The sequence below is a fragment of the Halomicrobium mukohataei DSM 12286 genome, from assembly GCF_000023965.1.
In the GTDB taxonomy this organism is placed as follows: Archaea; Halobacteriota; Halobacteria; order Halobacteriales; family Haloarculaceae; genus Halomicrobium; species Halomicrobium mukohataei.
This window is the reverse complement of the sequence record NC_013202.1, coordinates 1,302,698-1,320,710: the sequence shown is the minus strand read 5'-3', so window position 1 is coordinate 1,320,710 and position 18,013 is coordinate 1,302,698. Positions and strand designations below refer to the sequence as shown.

General features: G+C 66.6%; 16 protein-coding genes. 10 read left to right on the top strand and 6 right to left on the bottom strand.

What is annotated here, in order from left to right:
• Positions 1–354: 354 nt before the first annotated feature.
• Positions 355–945 carry an alpha/beta hydrolase gene (locus tag HMUK_RS06640; RefSeq protein ID WP_049940760.1) on the bottom strand — a complete coding sequence of 197 codons (591 nt, stop codon included), beginning with the start codon at positions 943–945 and terminating at the stop codon, positions 355–357.
• A gap of 59 nt (positions 946–1,004) precedes the next feature.
• Here HMUK_RS06640 and HMUK_RS06635 point away from each other — a divergent pair, with 59 nt between their 5' ends.
• Both HMUK_RS06635 and HMUK_RS06630 read left to right on the top strand, forming a co-directional pair.
• Complete coding sequence (locus tag HMUK_RS06635) at positions 1,005–1,871, top strand: PspA/IM30 family protein (protein ID WP_015762358.1); 867 nt, start codon at positions 1,005–1,007, stop codon at positions 1,869–1,871.
• Positions 1,872–1,958: 87 nt separating this feature from the next.
• Positions 1,959–2,990 (top strand): hypothetical protein, encoded by a 1,032-nt coding sequence (locus tag HMUK_RS06630; RefSeq protein WP_015762357.1) that lies wholly within the window; start codon positions 1,959–1,961, stop codon positions 2,988–2,990.
• Here HMUK_RS06630 and thrS read toward each other — a convergent pair whose 3' ends face one another.
• Entirely contained in the window at positions 2,991–4,913 is a 1,923-nt protein-coding gene (thrS, locus tag HMUK_RS06625; RefSeq protein WP_015762356.1) for a threonine--tRNA ligase, read from the bottom strand.
• Between the two features lie 139 nt (positions 4,914–5,052).
• Here thrS and HMUK_RS06620 point away from each other — a divergent pair, with 139 nt between their 5' ends.
• Together HMUK_RS06620 and HMUK_RS06615 are read left to right on the top strand one after the other, a co-directional pair.
• Complete coding sequence (locus tag HMUK_RS06620) at positions 5,053–5,490, top strand: universal stress protein (RefSeq protein ID WP_015762355.1); 438 nt, start codon at positions 5,053–5,055, stop codon at positions 5,488–5,490.
• Positions 5,491–5,638: 148 nt separating this feature from the next.
• On the top strand, positions 5,639–6,493 hold the full coding sequence (locus HMUK_RS06615) for an RICIN domain-containing protein (RefSeq protein ID WP_223270936.1): 855 nt from the start codon (positions 5,639–5,641) through the stop codon (positions 6,491–6,493).
• Positions 6,494–6,515: 22 nt separating this feature from the next.
• Here HMUK_RS06615 and HMUK_RS06610 read toward each other — a convergent pair whose 3' ends face one another.
• On the bottom strand, positions 6,516–7,688 hold the full coding sequence (locus HMUK_RS06610) for a DUF5305 domain-containing protein (RefSeq protein ID WP_015762353.1): 1,173 nt from the start codon (positions 7,686–7,688) through the stop codon (positions 6,516–6,518).
• A 334-nt stretch (positions 7,689–8,022) separates the two neighbouring features.
• Here HMUK_RS06610 and HMUK_RS06605 point away from each other — a divergent pair, with 334 nt between their 5' ends.
• The 6 genes from HMUK_RS06605 to HMUK_RS06580 all read left to right on the top strand — a co-directional run bounded on the left by HMUK_RS06605 (position 8,023) and on the right by HMUK_RS06580 (position 14,862).
• A complete protein-coding gene (locus tag HMUK_RS06605; RefSeq protein ID WP_015762352.1) occupies positions 8,023–8,595 on the top strand; it encodes a hypothetical protein in 573 nt (190 codons plus the stop codon).
• A gap of 87 nt (positions 8,596–8,682) precedes the next feature.
• A complete protein-coding gene (locus HMUK_RS17745; protein WP_015762351.1) occupies positions 8,683–10,215 on the top strand; it encodes a CARDB domain-containing protein in 1,533 nt (510 codons plus the stop codon).
• Between the two features lie 90 nt (positions 10,216–10,305).
• Entirely contained in the window at positions 10,306–11,193 is an 888-nt protein-coding gene (locus HMUK_RS06595; RefSeq protein ID WP_015762350.1) for a hypothetical protein, read from the top strand.
• 42 nt (positions 11,194–11,235) lie between these two features.
• Positions 11,236–12,381 (top strand): signal peptidase I, encoded by a 1,146-nt coding sequence (locus HMUK_RS06590; RefSeq protein WP_015762349.1) that lies wholly within the window; start codon positions 11,236–11,238, stop codon positions 12,379–12,381.
• A 117-nt stretch (positions 12,382–12,498) separates the two neighbouring features.
• Positions 12,499–13,011 carry a gamma carbonic anhydrase family protein gene (locus tag HMUK_RS06585; protein WP_015762348.1) on the top strand — a complete coding sequence of 171 codons (513 nt, stop codon included), beginning with the start codon at positions 12,499–12,501 and terminating at the stop codon, positions 13,009–13,011.
• Positions 13,012–13,146: 135 nt separating this feature from the next.
• Positions 13,147–14,862: a hypothetical protein gene (locus HMUK_RS06580; RefSeq protein WP_015762347.1), complete on the top strand. Its 1,716-nt coding sequence runs from the start codon at positions 13,147–13,149 to the stop codon at positions 14,860–14,862.
• A gap of 138 nt (positions 14,863–15,000) precedes the next feature.
• On the opposite strand, the gene HMUK_RS06575 is transcribed toward HMUK_RS06580, so the two are convergent.
• From HMUK_RS06575 to HMUK_RS06565, 3 genes are read right to left on the bottom strand one after another with little or no spacing between them, the layout of a single operon-like run.
• On the bottom strand, positions 15,001–16,029 hold the full coding sequence (locus HMUK_RS06575; protein ID WP_015762346.1) for a dipeptide epimerase: 1,029 nt from the start codon (positions 16,027–16,029) through the stop codon (positions 15,001–15,003).
• Positions 16,026–17,039: a DUF1611 domain-containing protein gene (locus HMUK_RS06570; RefSeq protein WP_015762345.1), complete on the bottom strand. Its 1,014-nt coding sequence runs from the start codon at positions 17,037–17,039 to the stop codon at positions 16,026–16,028. Before HMUK_RS06570 ends, HMUK_RS06575 begins: the two co-directional genes overlap by 4 nt.
• A gap of 51 nt (positions 17,040–17,090) precedes the next feature.
• Positions 17,091–17,984: a Vms1/Ankzf1 family peptidyl-tRNA hydrolase gene (locus tag HMUK_RS06565; RefSeq protein WP_015762344.1), complete on the bottom strand. Its 894-nt coding sequence runs from the start codon at positions 17,982–17,984 to the stop codon at positions 17,091–17,093.
• Positions 17,985–18,013 lie beyond the last annotated feature (29 nt).

Here is an 18,013-nt window from a genome sequence, read left to right as displayed (position 1 = left end):
TAGCATGAAGAGGTCCAGAACTAGACAATGCCGAGGCGGCAGTAATACAAGCCCCATATCCCATTTAAAAACCCAAAAATATACTATAGATATCGGACTAAATGTCCAAGGTATAATATGGCTGAAGACATCGATGATGTAATACGAAGATATATAAAATATAAGAATAATATTAATATATGAAAAATAATGGTATAAGGCACATTACGTGGATGTTGATATCCATTCAACTTACACTCCTTGCTGACCAGATCCCCGCTTCTGAGAGTGGATTCCTAACACTTGCCGCAGGTTCAATCACAGCGCTTGTCATAGTCACCCACGTAGTGGATGTTTCCAGATGACATCTGCCATTCATAGATGTATTTCGTTAAATGACGTGATACACACACTAACACGCTCGCCCTGTCCCACGAAGTGGTGGTCGGCCGGCAGCGATTCGATAGTCGCTCCGCGGTCGCGGGCAGCGGCGACGACCGGCCGCCAGTCGACGGTGTCGTCGCGCTCGCCGTAGCACACTTGGAGCGGGCAGTCGATGTCGCCGACGGCCGGCGGCGTCTCCGTGCCGTCGTCCAGTCGTGCCGGCGGCGCGAGCACCGAGACGGCGGCGGGCTGTGGGTCGGCTTCGGCCGCCGCGAGCAACGCGACGCCAGCGCCGAAACTGTAGCCAAAGAGCGCGACCGAGTCGAACCGCTCGCGGGCCCACTCCAGCGCCGCGAGACAGTCACGGCGCTCGCCGCGGCCCTCGTCCCACGGGCCGTAGTCGAAGCGGAGGCAGGCGACGCCACGATCCCCGAGCGCGTCGCTGACCGCCCGCAAGCGCCGGTCGCTACGAGAGCCGCCCATCTCGGGATGGGGCGGGCACGCGACGACGGCGCGGTCCGCACCAGAGCCGTCGAGGACGGCCCGCACGTCACGCCCACCTGGAATCGGAATACGTTCCACATTGTCCCTCTGGGCAGACGGATGTAAGAATTTTAAGGCGCGCCCCCCGAACACGGGGTATGGGAATCCTCTCGCGCGCATCGTACGTCATTCGGTCGAAGCTGAACGCCGTCCTCAACAGCGCCGAGGACCCGAGCGAGACCCTCGACTACTCCTACGAGCAACTGCGGGACGAACTCCAGGACGTGAAGGAAGGGATCGCCGACCTGACGACCCAGAAAAAGCGCCTGGAGATCCAGAAACGCAGACTCGAAGAGAACGTCGAGAACCACAACGAGCAGGCCCGGCAAGCGATCGAGCAGGATCGCGAGGATCTGGCCCGGAAGGCCCTCGAAAAGAAAAAACAGAAGATGAGCCAGATCGAGGAGCTCGACAGCCAGATCCAGCAGCTCCAGAGCCAGCAGGAGGGGCTCGTCGAACAGAAAGACCAGCTCCAGCAGCGCATCGAGCAGTTCAAGACCAAGAAAGAGACGATGAAGGCACGCTACGAGGCCGCCGAGGCCTCCAAGCGAGTCAACGAGGCGATGACGGGAGCCGGCGACGAGATGAAAGACGTGGGCCGTGCGATCGAGCGCGCGGAGGAACGCACCGAGAAGATGGAGGCCCGGTCCCAGGCGATGGACGAACTGCAAGACGAAGGGGTCTTCGAGGACGCGCTCAGCGACAAGGACCAGCTCGACCGCGAACTCGAAGAGATCCAGTCGAAAGGCGAGGTCGACGCCGAGCTCGACACGCTGAAAGCCGAGATGGGGAAAGGCGACGCCGACGAGACGACCGACGAGAGCGCAGACGCCGAGGTCACGACCGACGACCTCGAAGCCGAGCTGGCGGGCGGCAACGGCGAGGGAGACGTGGAGACGCCCGAAGTCTCCGACAGCGAAGTCGAGAGCGAGCTCGAAGACCTCAAAGAAGACGAACAGTCGTAGGACTCACTACCGAGCGCCACCGGCCGGAGCCACGCCGTCCGTCGCCCCGATCGTTTCTATAAGGACGTGGCCTTCGAACGGGCAGCTATGCCAGCCGCCGACAGTGACATCGGTGCCGGGACGATGCGAGAGCGCGCCGAAGAGAGCCGATGGAAACTCTGGCTGCTGCTCGGCGCGGATCGGCGCGTGGTGGCGGCGCTCGCGCTCCTGTCGGTCTTCGTCGCGCTCGTGGGACTGAGTCAGGTCGTCGGGACCGACCTGCGGGCGGCCATGGGCAGCTCGGATCCCGTCGAGACGCTGTTCCAGGGACTGTTGACGGCGATCATCACCGGCGTCACGCTCGTCGTGACGCTCTCTCAGCTGGTGCTGTCACAGGAACTCGGGGCGCTGGGGGACCAACAGGAACGGATGGACGGTGCCATGTCGTTCCGGCGGTCGGTCGAATCGGTCGTCGACAGCGACGTGACGCCCCCGGATCCGGCGAGCTTTCTCCGGTCGCTCGTCGCGGCGGTCGGTCGGCAGGCTGCGACACTACAGACGGCGGCCGACGAAAGCGGCGACGAGCAACTGCGGTCGTTCGCCGACGACCTCCTCGCGGACGCCGACGCCGTCGGGGACGACCTCGATGGCTCTCAGTTCGGTACCTTCGAGGTCGTGTTCGCCGCACTGAACTTCAACTACGCGAGCAAGATCTACGAGGCACGCCGGCTGAGGGCGGCCGACGCGACCGGCGACGACGCTGGCGAGACGCTCGACGACCTCGTCGAGACGCTGTCCCTCTTCGGGCCGGCCCGCGAGCACATCAAGACGCTGTACTTCCAGTGGGAGCTGATCGAGCTCTCGCGGGCGATCGCGTACGCCGCCGTCCCGGCGCTGATCGTCTCGGCCGGTATGATCCTCTACGGCGGACAGACGGCCGTCGTGCAGGGATCCGTCCTCGGCGTCGACAGCGTCGTCTGGCTGGTCAGCGCGGCGACGACGGTCGCGCTGGTCCCGTTCGTCGTCCTGCTGGCCTACGTCCTGCGGATCGTCACCGTCGCGAAGCGGACGCTGTCGATCGGCCCGCTCGTCCTCAGAGACACCGTCCACTCCGGGGGCGACGAAAGCGAAGACGCGTGACTACACGAGGTACGTGACGGCGGTGCGCTTCTGCTCGACCTCGCGTTCGAGGTGCTGCTCGAAGTCGGCCAGTTCGAGGTCTTTCTCCTCGCGCTCCTTGCGGTCCCGGACGGAGATGGTCCCGGCTGCCTCCTCGTCGTCGCCGATGACCATCATGTAGGGCACCTTGTCGTCGTGGGCGACCTGGATCTTCTTGCCGACCGTCCACGAGCGGTCCTCGATCTCGACGCGGAAGTCGTCGAGCTCCGCCGCGATCTCCTCGCAGTAGTCGATGTTGTCGTCGCTGACCGGGAGGATGCGGACCTGCTCGGGCGCGAGCCACGGCGGGAACTTCCCGTTGTAGTGCTCGATGAGCACCATGAAGAACCGCTCGTAGCTGCCATAGAGCGCGCGGTGGATCATCACCGGGCGGTGGTCTTCGTTGTCCTCGCCCGTGTAGGTCAGATCGAACCGGTCGGGCATGTTGAAGTCCAGCTGGACGGTCGGGCCGTCCCAGTGGCGACCAAGCGCGTCCTCGAAGGCGAAGTCGATCTTCGGGCCGTAGAACGCGCCGTCGCCCTCTTCGACGACGTAGTCGATGCCCTCTTGCTCTAACACCGCTTCGAGCTGGGACTCTGCCTTCTCCCAGATCTCGTCGCTTCCGGTGGACTTCTCGGGGCGGGTGGCGAACTGGACGGTGTAGTCGAGCGAGAACGTGTCCAGGATGTCGAGGATGATGTCCATGATCGACAGGACCTCCGCCTCGATCTGGTCGGGCCGGACGAACAGGTGGCCGTCGTCGATCGTGAACGACCACGTCCGCGAGAGCCCAGATAGCTCGCCGCGCTGTTCCTTGCGGTAGACCTTGCCGTCCTCGAAGTAGCGGATCGGCAGGTCGCGATAGGACCAGGACTTCTGGTCGAAGATCGTCGCGTGGCCCGGACAGTTCATCGGCTTGAGGCCGTACTCCTCGTCGTTGACGTCCAGCAGGAACATGTCGTCGACGTAGTTGTCGTAGTGGCCCGACTTCTTCCACAGCTCGGTGCGGAAGACGTGGGGCGTCTCGACCTCGTCGTAGCCGGCCTCGCGGTTCAGATCGGCGACGTACTCGGAGAGTTCGTTGAGGACCGTCTTCCCGTTGGGTTCGTACAGCGGGAGTCCCGGACCCGTCGTCTCGTCGATGGAGAACAGGTCCATCTCCTGGCCGATCTTGCGGTGGTCGCGTTCCTTGGCCTTCTGGCGGCGCTCCAGGTACTCGTCGAGCTCCTCCTCGGTCGGGAACGCGGTGCCGTACACCCGCGTGAGGGTGTCGTTGTCTTCCTCGCCGCGCCAGTAGGAGGCCGACATCTCCAGCAGCGCGAAGCCGCCGATCTCGCCGGTCGACTCGACGTGGGGGCCCTGACAGAGGTCGTAAAACTCGCCCTGTTCGTAGAACGAGACGGGGTCCTCGCCGGCCGCCTCCGTCGCCAGGATCTCCTGCTTGTACTCGTTGTCCTCGTAGCGATCGAGCGCCGCCTCGCGGTCGAGCATGACGCGTTCGATGTCGAGGTCCTCAGCGATGATCTCGTGGGCCTCTTCCTCGATGTCTTCGAGGTCGTCCTCGTCGAGGTCGACGCCGGTCACGTCGTAGTAGAAGCCGTCGTCGGTCCACGGTCCCAGTGTCAGCTCTGCCTCCGGGTACAGTCGCTGGAGCGCCTGTGCGAAGACGTGTGCCGCCGAGTGGCGAAGCACGTCGACGTACTCGTCGGCCCCGTCTGTGACGATCTCGAGGTCTGCATCGTCGGGCAGCGGGGTGTGTTTGTCGACGAGCTCACCGTCGACGACGCCGGCAACCGTGTCCGAGCCGAGACCCGGGCCGATCTCGTAGGCGGCGTCCTCGACGGTGGCCCCGACCTCAAGTTCGAGAGGGGAGCCATCCGGTAGCGTGACCGTGACCGTGCTCATGGACGGCACAAAACGACACGGTGGGATAAGTGTATTGAGACGGAGTGGCTGAGTCGCTCCCCACTTGATCCAGTCAGGTGTCAGTGTCGTCGCCACGACGGGACCACACATATTGGGGAGGCCGACGAACGGGGGAACGATGGAGACGTACGACGACATTTTGCTGCCGACCGACGGAAGCAAGGGCACCGAAGAGACCGTTGGCCACGCGCTCACGCTGGCCCGGAACCACGACGCGACGCTGCACGTCCTGTACGTGGTCGACCGTCGGCGCTTCCTCGCGGCCGACAAGGAGACCCAGGACGACGTGATCGAGGCGCTGCGCGAACAGGGCGAGGTCGCGATCGACGACGTGACAGTCACCGCCGAGGACGCCGGGGTGACGGTCGAGACCGCGATGGAGGAGGGGATTCCGCACAAGACGATTCAGAAGTACGCGACGAACAACGACGTCGACGTGGTCACGATGGGGACCCACGGCCAGACGGGTCGTGATCGGGTCGCCACGCTCGGCAGCGTCACCGAACGCGTCTTGAAGGGCGTCGACGTGCCGGTGCTTGTCGTCAACATCGAGTGACCGATTTCGCCACCTCCGGGTGGTGATCCCTTCACGAAGTGACAGCCAACAGCACGGGGCGATATCGGCCGGTGAGCGGAGAACAAGGTTAATGTGTCCGCCTCGGCAACTTCGTGTTACCAACCGTATAGGTCGGTGGTGACCGGTGGTGGACAGGCGAACGCTCACGCGTCGCGGTGCGCTGGCCCTCATGGGGAGCGGTGGCGCTCTCCTCGCGGGACAGACGCTCGGGCTGGCGAAGTCGACGGCGAATCGACAGACCTCCGTCGATGTCGTTTCCGACTCCGACGCGTTGCTCGGTATCGAGGGCACATCGGGCTGTGGCGGCGGGCTCTCGCTCACGAACAACGGCCAGAACCAGTTCGTCGTCGAGATCGAGACCGACGCTATCGACGTGCTGCATCCGCGAACGGAACGACGGCGCAAGCGGGTCCAGTTCCCGCTGCCGCCGGGACCCGACAACACCGTCGACGTGGAGTTCGCCCCGGACGATGGCACCGCCGACGAGGTGCGAATTAGCGCGACGGGGCAGGGAGCGGAGATCGATCTGACGCGACGGGTGACGACGCTACCGCTCAGTAAAGGATCGTATCAACTCTCACCGATGCATTCTGATCGTCGATATTTGGGATACGACTGGTGGAATGATAACAGAGTCGAGCAATTGGGTTTCCCCACTTCGTGGTACTTTACACCGACCGGAGACGGCTGTGCGTACACGATAGAGCACTATTGGCGTGACGGCGTCATCACGCCGGAGAACCGCGACAGCAGCGGGTCACCACTGGTACTCGAATCTCCGGACGGAACGGACTACCAGCGCTGGAACGTCGTGCCGATACCGAACGCACCAGACCAGTATCGGATCGAAAACGAGGGGAGCGGGTACGTCATCGACATCGAGGGCGGTGAGACCGAAACAGGCCTGGCGGCGATCCAGTGGCCCTGGAAGGGATCGAATCCGAGCGTCAAAAACCAGTTCTGGAAGATAGCACAGGTGTGAGCGCCGGAGACAGCGCGTCGGCTCAGCTGTCGTCGTCTCTCGCCGGGTCCGGGCCATCTTCGCCGACGGAGTCGGTCGCCCCGTTGGAGCCGTCACTCACCGACTCCGTCGAGCCGGCAGTCGGGGCTCGGGGCTCGTAGCAGTACCGCACCCGGTCGACGAGTACCACGAACCGGCCGTCGTCGCCGTCCTCGATCACGCGGCGATCGCTGTCGATCGCCACGTCGACTAAGTCCGTCAGCGAGTCGACGGTGACGACGCGGTCGTCGTCGGCCGGTTCGGGGACGCGCCCGACCGAGATCCACTCGTCGAAGCGGTCGCGCGTCCGTTCGGTCCGTATCGCTGCGACCGTCTCGGGTGGGACCGACAGCCGATCGCGGCGGTCGGCGACGACCAGTCCCGCCGCGGCGAGCAGCGAAAGCACTGCGAACGCCACGCCGCCGTAGATCCGGGCGCTGTTCTTCTCGACGGGGACGGAGACGGTCTCCGTGCTGATCGGCTCGTCTCGCGCACCCGTCGTGTTCGATGTGACTGCGTACGTGGCGGTGGCCGGTCGGATCGTCAGTCGCTCGGTCCGGCTCCGTTCGAGTCGCTCTCCGTCCACGGTCGTCGTCACGTTCGTGGTGACGAGGACGAACAGCTCGATGCGCCCCGGCGTCCCACCGAGTTCGCGCTCGATCTGCCTGGTCTCGTTGCGCTGCCGGGAGACGTTCACCCGAAAGCTCGTGCGTGCGCTCTCGCCGGGTGCGATCGTCGTCTCCGCCGAGGCCAGCGAGTCGGTGACGCGCCAGAACTCGGTGCGGTCGTCGCCGGTCCCGCCGACCGAGCGCTTGACCAGCTGTACGTCCGTCGCGACGGTCGCCGCCCCGGGAGCGCCCTCGTGTCGGAACCGGTACTCTCCGGTCAGCGTCGGCGTCACGCGAAACAGGTACGCCGATCGGTTCCGGAGGACCGTGCCCGCCTCGAAGGCCCGTGTCGAGCGCTCGACGGTGGCCTGGTGGGCGAACGAGCTGTCGGTCGTCCACGAGGCGGTGACGCGTTGCTCGGTCGTCGTGTCGGGCGCGCTGTACTCGGCGTAGGCGACGAACCCACCGGCCCCGGCCAGCACCAGGCAGACGACCACCGCGATCGCGAGGTGCTGTGCGATCAGGTGACGCACTCGCAGTACCGACGCCGAACTGTCGCCCGTTCCCATTGCACGCTACTGTCTGGGCCACTACCAAAGACGTGACGGTCATACAGCCGGCTGTAACTGTGTCACGAGATTCGCGACCACGGGGTCGCGAAATTCTGTACAGACGTACAGCCGGCAGTATCAAGATGACGACCGGCCCGACGGTTGCTTTCGCCCAAGCATCACTGTTTTAATAGTACAATCACGTCGCCTTATTGCGGGTGTGACAACGACAAACACGCAATAGACGGTATGAAACGCTGGATATCTCGACTTCAGGAAGCGAAAGACGCGCAAGCTATTTATGAGTGGGTGAACATGTTACGATAACCACCTTGGTGGGTGGTCGTGAACTATGAATCGACGGAACCTACTCATCGGCATTGGCACAGCGGCAGTTGGAAGCGGCGCAGTCCTGGGCAGCGGTGCCCTGACGACGGTCGAAGCGGACCGAACGGTCGACGTCACCACCACCGGTGACGCGTCCGGTCTGATCGGTCTCGCAGGAGACGGCACCTACGTCACGAACGACACCACCGGCGACACGCTGACCATCAACATCGGTGAGGCACTCGGTGCGAGTAGTGGTGGCGGTGCAGAGGGGCTGAACGACGACGCGACGACGATCATCGACTCCGTCGTCACGATCACGAACAACTCCGCGACCGACGTGGACATCCAGCTGAACGGGCCCTCGGGCGGTTCCGCCGGTGACAGCGCGACGATCGGTATCGGTACCGGCGGCGATCTCGACGCGATCGTGACGTTCGACCTCGATGGCACACAGAACCCGCTGACCGGTGGATCCTCGGGCAGCAGCGGAGGCTCGCTCGACCTCAAAGCGACGGTCAAGGCCGGCAAAGAAGTGCCGGACTCCCCCAGCACCGACGGAAACGGATCGCTCGTGATCGTCGCCAACGAGAACTGATCTCGGTCTCCCGCCAGACAGACGACGCGGCCGTAGCGACTACCCAGCCGACGGCAAAACGAGCTAGACGAATGGTAAGGTAACGAGATGGACACTCACCGGTCGCTGTTCCTCGCACTCCTGGTAGCCGGCGCTTTCGCCATCGCCACGACTACTGGTGCGTTCGCGACGGGTGACGAGGCCGTCCGTGGCGTCTATCTCGATCCCGCCGACACGGCCAACGGGGAGCAGTACGCCGAGATCGGACCGGACGGGCAGCTTCGCGTCGAGATCTCGAACCTGAATCCGGACTCGCGAACCGTCGTCGACGACGTGTTCGTCCTCGGCACCGATCTGGCAGAGGCCAGCGTCTGGATCGAAGACGACCGTTCTGCCGTCAATTTCTACCGGATGGACACCGGCACGTCCGTCGAAGACGAGACCGATCCGGTGACGCTCACCGACGGCGAATCCGTTCGGATCGGGTTCGCCGTCGAGAGCGGAACGCCCGGCGTCGTCATGGAGTCGATCACGCTCCGCGCCGAGATTCCCGACGAGACCAGCGAAGGCGGGACCGGCGGCGGTGGAACGGGCGGTGGAGGCACTGGCGGCGGAGGCACTGGCGGTGGAGGCACCGGCGGACCGCCAGCCTCGACCGCGACGCCGACGGATACCCCGACGCCGACCGACACTACGGGCAGCGGCACGACCGGCGGCGGCACGGGTGGCGGTGACACGACCGACGACACCGCGACGCCGACGGAATCGACGGGCGACGGCACCACCACTCCCGGAACCGCGACGCCCACGCCGACCCGGACCGAGGTCGGTGGCGGCGGCCAGCCGACGAACGCGTCGACGGCGGGGATCGAAGTGGTCGGCCTGACGACCGACCCCGAGTCGCCGACCGTCGGGGAGACGATCACGGTGACGGCGACCGTCGAGAACCGCGGGGCGGACACCGCGACGAGGGCGGTCGAGATTCGCGGCGGTGGCGGCGTCATCGCGTCCGAGACGGTGACGCTCGAACCGGGCGAACGGACGACCGTCAGCGGCACCGTTAGCTTCGACGAGCCGGGATCGTACGAGATTCAGGGCCACAACGAGTCCGTGACGGTCACGGTCGGCGAGCAGAGTCAGTCGCCACTGGAGCTCGGTGGCTTCGCGCCGGTGCTCCTGGGCGGACTGGTGGTGCTGGCCGCGGGTCTCCTCGCGTTCGTCCTGTGGCGGTCCGACGAGCACGACTTCGTCGCCGTCCTCGCCGACGAGAGCCCGGCGACGCTCGAACTCCTCGGCGGCGAGTCCGCCTCGGTCGGCGAGACCGAGGACGGGAGGACGATACTGGGCTACGACGTGGCCGACGACGAGACCGTGACGCTCGACCCCGCGTTCACCGTCAGAAACGCCGGATCGAGCGCGGCAAGCGTACGGATCGTCGCCCTCGACGAAGAGGGAGCGCCGGTCACGGACGGCGTGACGATCGAGCACATCGACGGCGACGACGTGACCGACTTCCCCGACGACGACACGTCGCCCCACGCAATCCCGGCCGGTGGTTCCCTCGCCGTCCGGCTGGTGCTCGAAGCCGACGCCGTCGAGGCGATCGCGACCCTCCGCGTCGAGACGGACGACGAGCACTAGGCGACTCTGGGACCGAATCCAATTTTCAGCTCTGATATTTTGGCGAGAACGCTCAAGCGTGAGACGGGCGCATCTCCGATCGAGCTCGTTATGAGCAATCGGAACACCGTCGAGAGTTCTGGCCGGATCTCGCCACGCTGGAGTGGCTTCCACCCGACCGACATCGCGGTCCTGTTTTCAGTTCCGATAGTGCTGGGCCTGATCTTTCTCCTGCCGCTGTCGACGCGGCAGTCACTGGTCTTCGAGTACACGGAACCGACGTTACTGACGGCGGCGACTGCGCCGTTCGTCCACCTCACCACGACCCATCTCGCGGTCAACGTCGTAGGATACTTCCTCGTCGTCCCGGTGGCGTACCTGCTGAGCGTCGCGAGCGGGCGTCGGAGCCGCTTTTTCGCGGCTTTCTTCACGTTCGTCCTGGTGTTCCCGGTCTTGCTGTCGTACCTCAATCTGGCGGTCGTTCGTCCGGCCGCCGGCACCGGTTTCTCCGGAGTGACGATGGCCTTCGTCGGCTACCTCCCGCTGGCACTGGCAGACCACCTCGAAGTCCACGCCGACGTGGGACCCAGTGAGACGGTCGCACCGACCCTCTTCTTCCTGGGTATCGCACTCGTCGCGGGGCTGAGCGTCCAGTCGGTCCAGCGAGATCGGGCGACGGTGTGGCTGGGCACTGCCGGACTGATCTTGACCGCGATCCTGGCGGCGCTGCTGTACTGGCTCTCGGCCCCGGATCGTGTGACGGATGTCGTCCGGAAGCTCCGCGGGATCTCCTATCGGCCGGGCAACGCCGAGCTACTGGGCTTTTCCGGCGTCGTCTTCGTCTCGTTTTTCTTCGTCGCCTTCCCGCCGACGGCAGCGACGGGAGCAACCGTGGTCAACGTCTACGTTCACCTGCTGGGCTACGCGCTGGGGTTCATCGCGACGTACACGACCGTCGAAGTCGGGGCCCAGTTGCCGGGCGAGGAAACACCGATCTGACGGCCGAGAACGCTTTTGTCGCTCGGGCGTCTACGTCGCCCCGTGTCAGTTCGCGCGACCGTCGGGACCGCGCTCGAAGTGGCCGCGATCGTCGCCGTCGCGGCGCTGGTACTCGGGGCGATCCTCGGCCAGCCGATCCTGTTTTCGTACGTCGAGACGGGGAGCATGGAACCGACGATCGACACCGGCGACGGCTTCGTCGCGGTGCCGTCGATCCTCGCCGGAAGCGTCGACGAAGGTGACGTGATCGTCTACGAGGCCAGAGAGCTCCAGGGCGGTGGGCTGACCACCCACCGCGTCGTCGGCGAGACCGACGAGGGATACATCACGAAGGGCGACGCCAACCCCTTTACCGACCAGGACGGTCCCGAGCCGCCGGTGACCGACGATCAGATCGTCGCCCACGCGCTCCAGATCGACGGCACGGTCGTCGTCATCCCGGCGCTCGGCGTCGGAGTCGGTGCGGTCCAGGACGGCATTCTCGCGCTGCAGTCCGGCTTCGCCGAGCTCGTCGGCTTCGGCGATTCGCTGGACCGGCAGGGCTCGGGTGTCCTCCTCTTTGCCGTGGGGTTCGTACTGTTTGCCCTCACGCTCGTGGTCGACGACGAACGAAAGCGCAGCACCGATCGTTCGCGCGACCGCCCCGGACTGCTCGACGCGCGAACGGCGACGATACTGCTGGTGCTCGCAGTGCTGGTCCCGGCCAACGCCGCCATGCTCGCGGGCGGCGGAACGCAGGAGCTGGTCGTCGACGGCGACACCGTCGCCCAGAGCCCAGACATCGTCCCCGGCGACGACGCCACCTGGGAGATCGGTGTCGACAACTACGGACTGGTCCCGATCGTGCTCGTGTTCGAGGGAGAGAGTGCCGGCACCAGCGTCCTCGACGAGCAACTGACCGTAGGGCCCGGACAGGCCGCGACGCTGTCGGTGTCGGCGACCGCACCCGAACCGGGCGAGCAGACGGTCCTGTCGGTGACGGAGTATCGCTATCTCCACGTGCTGCCCGCCCCGGTCGTCGCCACACTCCACGAGCGACACCCGCTGCTCGCACTCGCCGCGGTCAACGCCGTGCTGGTGGGCGTCACGACGCTCGTGGTGAGTCGCGTCGTCGGGTTCCGGACCGTCAGGGTCCGCGAGGGCGGGAACGCGTCACTGGGGACCAGACTCCGCCGTCGTCTGGACTGACCGGTGAGCGCCGGCATAGATCACTTTGAAAACGTACCGCTTCACTTTTCAGCCATATCTGAACACCGCCGTATAGTTCGACCGACACTTTTTGCCGACCGCCTCCCTACACTGTGTATGGACAGTCGCGAGTACTCGTTCGAAGGGGAGACGCCGACGATCAACGGCTACGCACACGTCAGCCGCGACGCGACCGTCGTCGGCGACGTGCGGATCGAGGCCAACGCGAACGTCTGGCCCGGCGTCGTCCTCCGGGGAGACGTGGCACCGGTCGAGGTGGGACGAGAGAGCGCCATCGGCGACAACGCCACGCTACACGCCTCGACGGTCGGCGAGAACGTGATGGTCGGACACGGGGCCGTGCTCAACGACGCGACCGTTGAGGACGGCGCGCTCGTCGGATTCAACTCGACGGTCAGCGAGGCGACGATCGGCTCCGGTTCCATCGTCGCGATGGGGACGGTCGTGCCGCCGGGATACGACGTCCCCCCGGACTCGTTCGTCCGTGGGAGCCCCGCCTCCGTGACGCCGCTGTCCGAGACGACCATCGACCCCGAAGCCGTGTTCGAAGCCTTCTCGTCGGGCGACTACGCCAACCTCGCGGCCCGCCACGAGGAGCTGTTCGAGTAGCGCGGGGCCGGCCGGGGCGAGCACGGATCGCGCAGACGCGAGTTCGGCGAGTCGCTCGCGGCCGCGAGGCCGATGTCTCGGCACTCTGACCCAAGAGGCACAACACTAATTCCCCCGGTCGCGCATACCACTGCCATGGACGACGTGGTCGACCTGGTGAGACGGTCGCTGTCGGGGGAGAGCGACGCGGAGTTTCGTGAACGGATCGCCGAGCAGGCCGACCAGCTACGCGACGCGATCGAGGCGGGCGCGTTCGACAACGAGGACTTCGCGGTCGGACTCGAAGTCGAGGTGTACGCGATCGACGCCGAGCCAGAGCCCGCCGCGGACGACCCGGAGGCGTCGGCTCGGTCGAGCGAGGCGGCGCTGGACGACGACCTGAGCGGGGGGAGCGGCGGCCTCGGTTCGCTGGAGCCAGCCGGCGATCGGGACGAGGACGCGCCGCTGGAGCCGGACGACACCGACGGGCAGGGCGAGGAGCCGTACATGGACCCCGACGACTGGGAGGGGCGACTCGCCGAGCTCCCGGAGTCGATCTTCGGGACCGCTGCGGCCAAGGAGCTGGGCGTCCACAACGCGGAGATCAACACCGATCCCGACGTGCTCGGCCCGACCGGGCTGGCGGTCCAGACGACCTCGATCGAGATGCGCATCAAGAAGGCCCTCGACGCGGCCCGTCAGGAGAACCGGACGCTCGTCCTCGACGCGATGTGGACGATCCCGCCAGCGGAGGGGAGCGTGTCGTACCTCTCGGACGTCGAGGAACGCGACGGGATCGTCTTCGCCCGGAACATGCGACAGGATCCCCGCTACGTGGCGCTGGACAACGAGGCGCTGGCTCATGCCGGCGGCGAGATCGACTTCTCGGTGCCCGGCGCGAGTCACTCGTTCCCGACGATCCTCTTCGAGTCCCTGACCTCCTCGGTCCAGCCACACCTCCAGATCCCCGACAGCGACGCGTTTCCGGCCTACTACAACGCGGCGATCCGGACGCTGGGGCCGATGGTCGCGCTGACGGCGAACTCGCCGCTCCTGCCGGCGGACATGTACGACGCGGTCGAGGACCCGCGGGCGCTGCTGGAAGACACCCACCACGAGCTGCGGATCGCCGCCTTCGAGCAGTCGGTCAACACCAGCGAGAACCCCAAGGTACGGGTCCCCAGCGACATCGAGACGACGACCGAGGTCGTCGACCGCGTCGTCGAGGACGACCTGTTTGCCCCGTTCCTCCGGGAGTGGATCGAGGAGGGCTCTCGGAGCGGACTCCACGACACCTACTGGGAGTTCGACCACAAGCGGGGGACCTACTGGCGGTGGCTGCGCTGCGTGATCGGGGGCGATCCCGTCGACGGAGCCGGTGACGAGCGGTCCCTGCGCATCGAGTATCGGCCGATCCCCACCCAGCCGACGGTCGCGGACACGATCGCCGTCCAGGTGCTGACGGCCGGCCTGCTCCGCGGGCTGGTCGTCGCCGATCATCCGCTCGCGGAACTCCCCTGGCAGGACGCAGAGGCGAGCTTCTACAGCGCCGCCCGCGAGGGGCCAGGCGCCGACCTGGCCTGGGTGACCGCCGACGGCCAGCGCACGACCGACCACGACGCGATTTACGACGAGGTGTTCGAGTACGCCCGGCGGGGACTGGCGAGCCAGGACGTTCCCGAGAGTCAGATCGACGAGATGCTGGCACCGATCGAGCGGCGACGGACACTCGGGACGACTCCGAGCCGGTGGAAGCTCGATCGGGTCGGCGAGTACCTCTCGGAGCACGACCTGCCCGACGCGATCTGTGAGGCCCAGCGCGACTACTACGAGCTGAGCCGCGAGCACGACACGTTCGCCGACTGGCTGTGATGCTGCCGGCTGTCCCTTCGTGCAGATCTTCGCCACCCCGGGGTGGCAAAATCCGTGACAGATGTACAGCCGGTCGTACGAGCGACTGTCCGCCCTCGGCAGACGGCGTCTTTCTGACGGACGGCCCAGCCGACGGTATCAGCACCGGCGAGCGCCCGTCCCCCGCGTGATACTCCCGAGGTCTGCCCGTCTGCCGTCGAGGGAAACGCCGGCGTACGGGTCTCTCGACAGGAGAGCCGCCCCGTCGAGGTCGGCGTACTCGACGAGCGGCGCGAGGTGCCAGGCCGGCGCGATCGACGCGTTCGATTCGAGCATACAGCCGAGCATCACGTCGAGCCCGTGTGCGTGCGCGGCGTGGATCTGTTCGACTGCGGGACGGACGCCGCCACACTTCATCAGTTTCACCGTCACGAGGTCGCAGGCGTCGGCCACGCGTGGCACGTCCGGGGCGGCGACACAGCTCTCGTCGGCACAGATCGGCAGCGACGTGGCGCTGGCGACCCGTTCCAGTCCGTCCAGATCGTCGGCCGCTACCGGTTGTTCGAGGAACTGCACGTCACGCTCGGCCAGCCAGCCGGCCTGCTCGATGGCTTCCGCGGGGCTCCACGCGCAGTTGGCGTCGACCCGCAGCGTCGCGTCGGGCGCGCCGCGCCGGACCGCTCGAATGCGACTCCGATCGTCGTCGGTCCCGACTTTCACTTTCAGCGTGTCGTAGCCGGCCGCTACCGCGCGCTCGGCTCGCTCGGCCATCGTCTCGGGGTCGGCGATGGCGACCGTGTACGAGGTTCGGGGGGCCGCCGCCGGATCGAGCCCCCACTGCCGATAGCAGGGGACGCCGAGGTCCCGCGCCGCCAGGTCCGCGAGCGCCGTCGAGACGGCCGCCCGGGCAGCAGCGGCGTCGGGAAGCCGTGTCGCGAGCGCGTTCGCCACCCGCTGGCCCGCGTGGGGATCGTCCCACGCTTCGACGACCGGCCGGAGGGCTTCGAGGGCGTCACGGACCGATGCCGCCGTCTCGCCGTAGTACTCGCTGGGCGCTGCGCCGCCAACGCCGGTAGTGCCTTCGTGTGTTATTTCGACCGTCACGACGGCTGCGGTCGTCGTGGTGCCACGCGCGATCCCGAACGGATCGTCCGTCGGCAGCTCGTGGCGCTGGAACGAGAATCTCACGTCACCACCGCCAGGAGGTCATCGTCGACGCCGAACCGGACCGGATCCGTCGCGGGAACGCCCAGCTCGTCGGCGTACGTCGAGACCGCACGATCGGCGGCCTCGGGCTGCAACGACTGCGTGTTGAGCGTGCCGGCGACGACGGGCGCGTCCGCGACCGGGGCAGCGACCGACTCGTAGAGGCTGGCGTACTCCGCGACCGGCGGAATCGCGGTGTCCTCGTACCCGTTGACCGCGGTCCGCCCCGCGACGTGACAGAGCACGAGCCGGTCCGGTCGCGCGCCGTGGAGGATGCTCGTCGTCACGCCCGAGTACGCTGGGTGTGCCAGTGCCCCCTGTCCCTCGACGATCAACAGGTCGTGGTCCTCGGCCGCCGTTTCGACGAGTCGTTCGACGGCACCGGCGGCGAAGTCGGCGATCACTCGGTCGACGACGATCCCCCACCCTTCGATCAGGACGCCGGTCTGTCCTGTCGGGACGACTGCGGCGTCGATCCCCCGTGCCCTGGCGGCGTCGCGAAGCTCGTAGCTGGCGGTCATCTTCCCCGACGAGCAGTCGGTGCCGACGGTCAGGACCACGTCGGCGTCGACCGCTCCGGCGGTCCCGTCGGCGACGGAGAGGTCCTCGGGCGGGTCGCGCAGATCCCGGAGTTCGCAGTCGTGCTGTTCGGCCAGCGTCGAAAACTCCGGGTCGTCGGCCAGAAAGGTGTGGAGCCCGGCGATCACGTCACAGCCGCGTTCGATCGCCGTCCGAACGTCCGGCCGCCACGACTCGACGAACCCGCCGCCGATCGGTGCGATCCCGATCACCAGCGCGTCGACCGCCGGCACGTCGTCCATGCTCTCGACGATCGGCGCGTCCTGCACCTCCGCCACGTGGTCGTTCACGCGGTCGCCAGCGGTGTCGCGGTCGATCACCGCCCGCACGTTCTGATCGCCGTAGCGCAACACGCCCACGGCCGTCTTCGCCCGGCCGGGGAACTGTCCGTGAGCGAGCAGTGCGATGTCCATAGGTCGTTCCTCGCACGCCCACCGAGTAAAACCTCGCCCGGCGGCCGACGGTCACAGCACCCGCAACCGGACGCGCCAGAACTCGTGGACGGCGTCTGCGAGCGCTGCCTCGGGCTCGCCGGTCGCGTCGACGGGCTGGGTCGCGTCGGCTCGGTCGGCGAACTTCGGGAGCAGGCTGCGCTCGCCGACGACGTAGAGGCGCTCGGCGTCGCGCTCCTCGATGGCGGCCAGACAGCGGTCGACGTGGGAGTCGATCTGGGCGTCCCGGAGGCGTTCGAAGCGCGCCTGCGAGAAGCCCCCCTTCGAGTGCTGGCTCTTGAGTTCGGAGTCGAAGCCGTGGAAGGCGGTCCGATCCCGACCCTCGTACTCGCCGAGCGCGAACAGGTCGGAGCGCACGAGCGCGACCGCGTACTCGCCCGTCGGCTCGAACCACGTGTGATCGATCGCGAACCCGTCGCGCCACTCGGCGAACGGTTCGGGCGAGACGGGCGTCGAGAGGGTCGTCCCGACGAGACCAGCGTCGTCGACGACGAGCAGGCAGGGAGCAGCCCGTCGGACGAGCGGGGCGTCGTCGCCGACCGCGTCCCGGACGGCGGCCGGGAGGTCGTGTTCGTCGGCGACGTAGGCGGTCAGTGCCCCCTCCGGACCGGTCTCGACGGAGTCGAGCCGATCGAGGACGTCGTCCAGTCGCTCGCCCGAGAGCGTCTCCTCACGGCGGAACTCGCCGCGTCCGGATTTCCCTTGCTGGCGCTGGACGCGGTCTTCGAGCTCGGTCACGCGGTCTTCGAGCCGGTTGACCCGCTCCTCGGCGTCCTGGCGGTCGCTGACGGCGTCTGCACGGCGGTCCTGCTCGGCGTCGAGCTGGCGCTGGAGGTGGCGTTTCTCCTCCTCTAGCTCCTCGATGCGCCCTTTCAGCGATCGCCGGCCGAACAGCTCTTCGAGCATCGACTGAGACCGGAACGGCCTGACGTATA

Excerpts from the sequence above, each read along its gene's own strand:
- HMUK_RS17745 (WP_015762351.1), top strand. The coding sequence starts at position 8,683 with ATGGACACTCACCGGTCGCTGTTCCTCGCACTCCTGGTAGCCGGCGCT.
- HMUK_RS06595 (WP_015762350.1), top strand. The coding sequence starts at position 10,306 with ATGAGCAATCGGAACACCGTCGAGAGTTCTGGCCGGATCTCGCCACGC.
- HMUK_RS06630 (WP_015762357.1), top strand. The coding sequence starts at position 1,959 with ATGCCAGCCGCCGACAGTGACATCGGTGCCGGGACGATGCGAGAGCGC.
- HMUK_RS06580 (WP_015762347.1), top strand. The coding sequence starts at position 13,147 with ATGGACGACGTGGTCGACCTGGTGAGACGGTCGCTGTCGGGGGAGAGC.
- HMUK_RS06635 (WP_015762358.1), top strand. The coding sequence starts at position 1,005 with ATGGGAATCCTCTCGCGCGCATCGTACGTCATTCGGTCGAAGCTGAAC.
- HMUK_RS06620 (WP_015762355.1), top strand. The coding sequence starts at position 5,053 with ATGGAGACGTACGACGACATTTTGCTGCCGACCGACGGAAGCAAGGGC.
- HMUK_RS06610 (WP_015762353.1), bottom strand. The coding sequence starts at position 7,688 with ATGGGAACGGGCGACAGTTCGGCGTCGGTACTGCGAGTGCGTCACCTG.
- HMUK_RS06605 (WP_015762352.1), top strand. The coding sequence starts at position 8,023 with ATGAATCGACGGAACCTACTCATCGGCATTGGCACAGCGGCAGTTGGA.
- thrS (WP_015762356.1), bottom strand. The coding sequence starts at position 4,913 with ATGAGCACGGTCACGGTCACGCTACCGGATGGCTCCCCTCTCGAACTT.
- HMUK_RS06585 (WP_015762348.1), top strand. The coding sequence starts at position 12,499 with ATGGACAGTCGCGAGTACTCGTTCGAAGGGGAGACGCCGACGATCAAC.
- HMUK_RS06570 (WP_015762345.1), bottom strand. The coding sequence starts at position 17,039 with ATGGACATCGCACTGCTCGCTCACGGACAGTTCCCCGGCCGGGCGAAG.
- HMUK_RS06565 (WP_015762344.1), bottom strand. The coding sequence starts at position 17,984 with ATGCTCGAAGAGCTGTTCGGCCGGCGATCGCTGAAAGGGCGCATCGAG.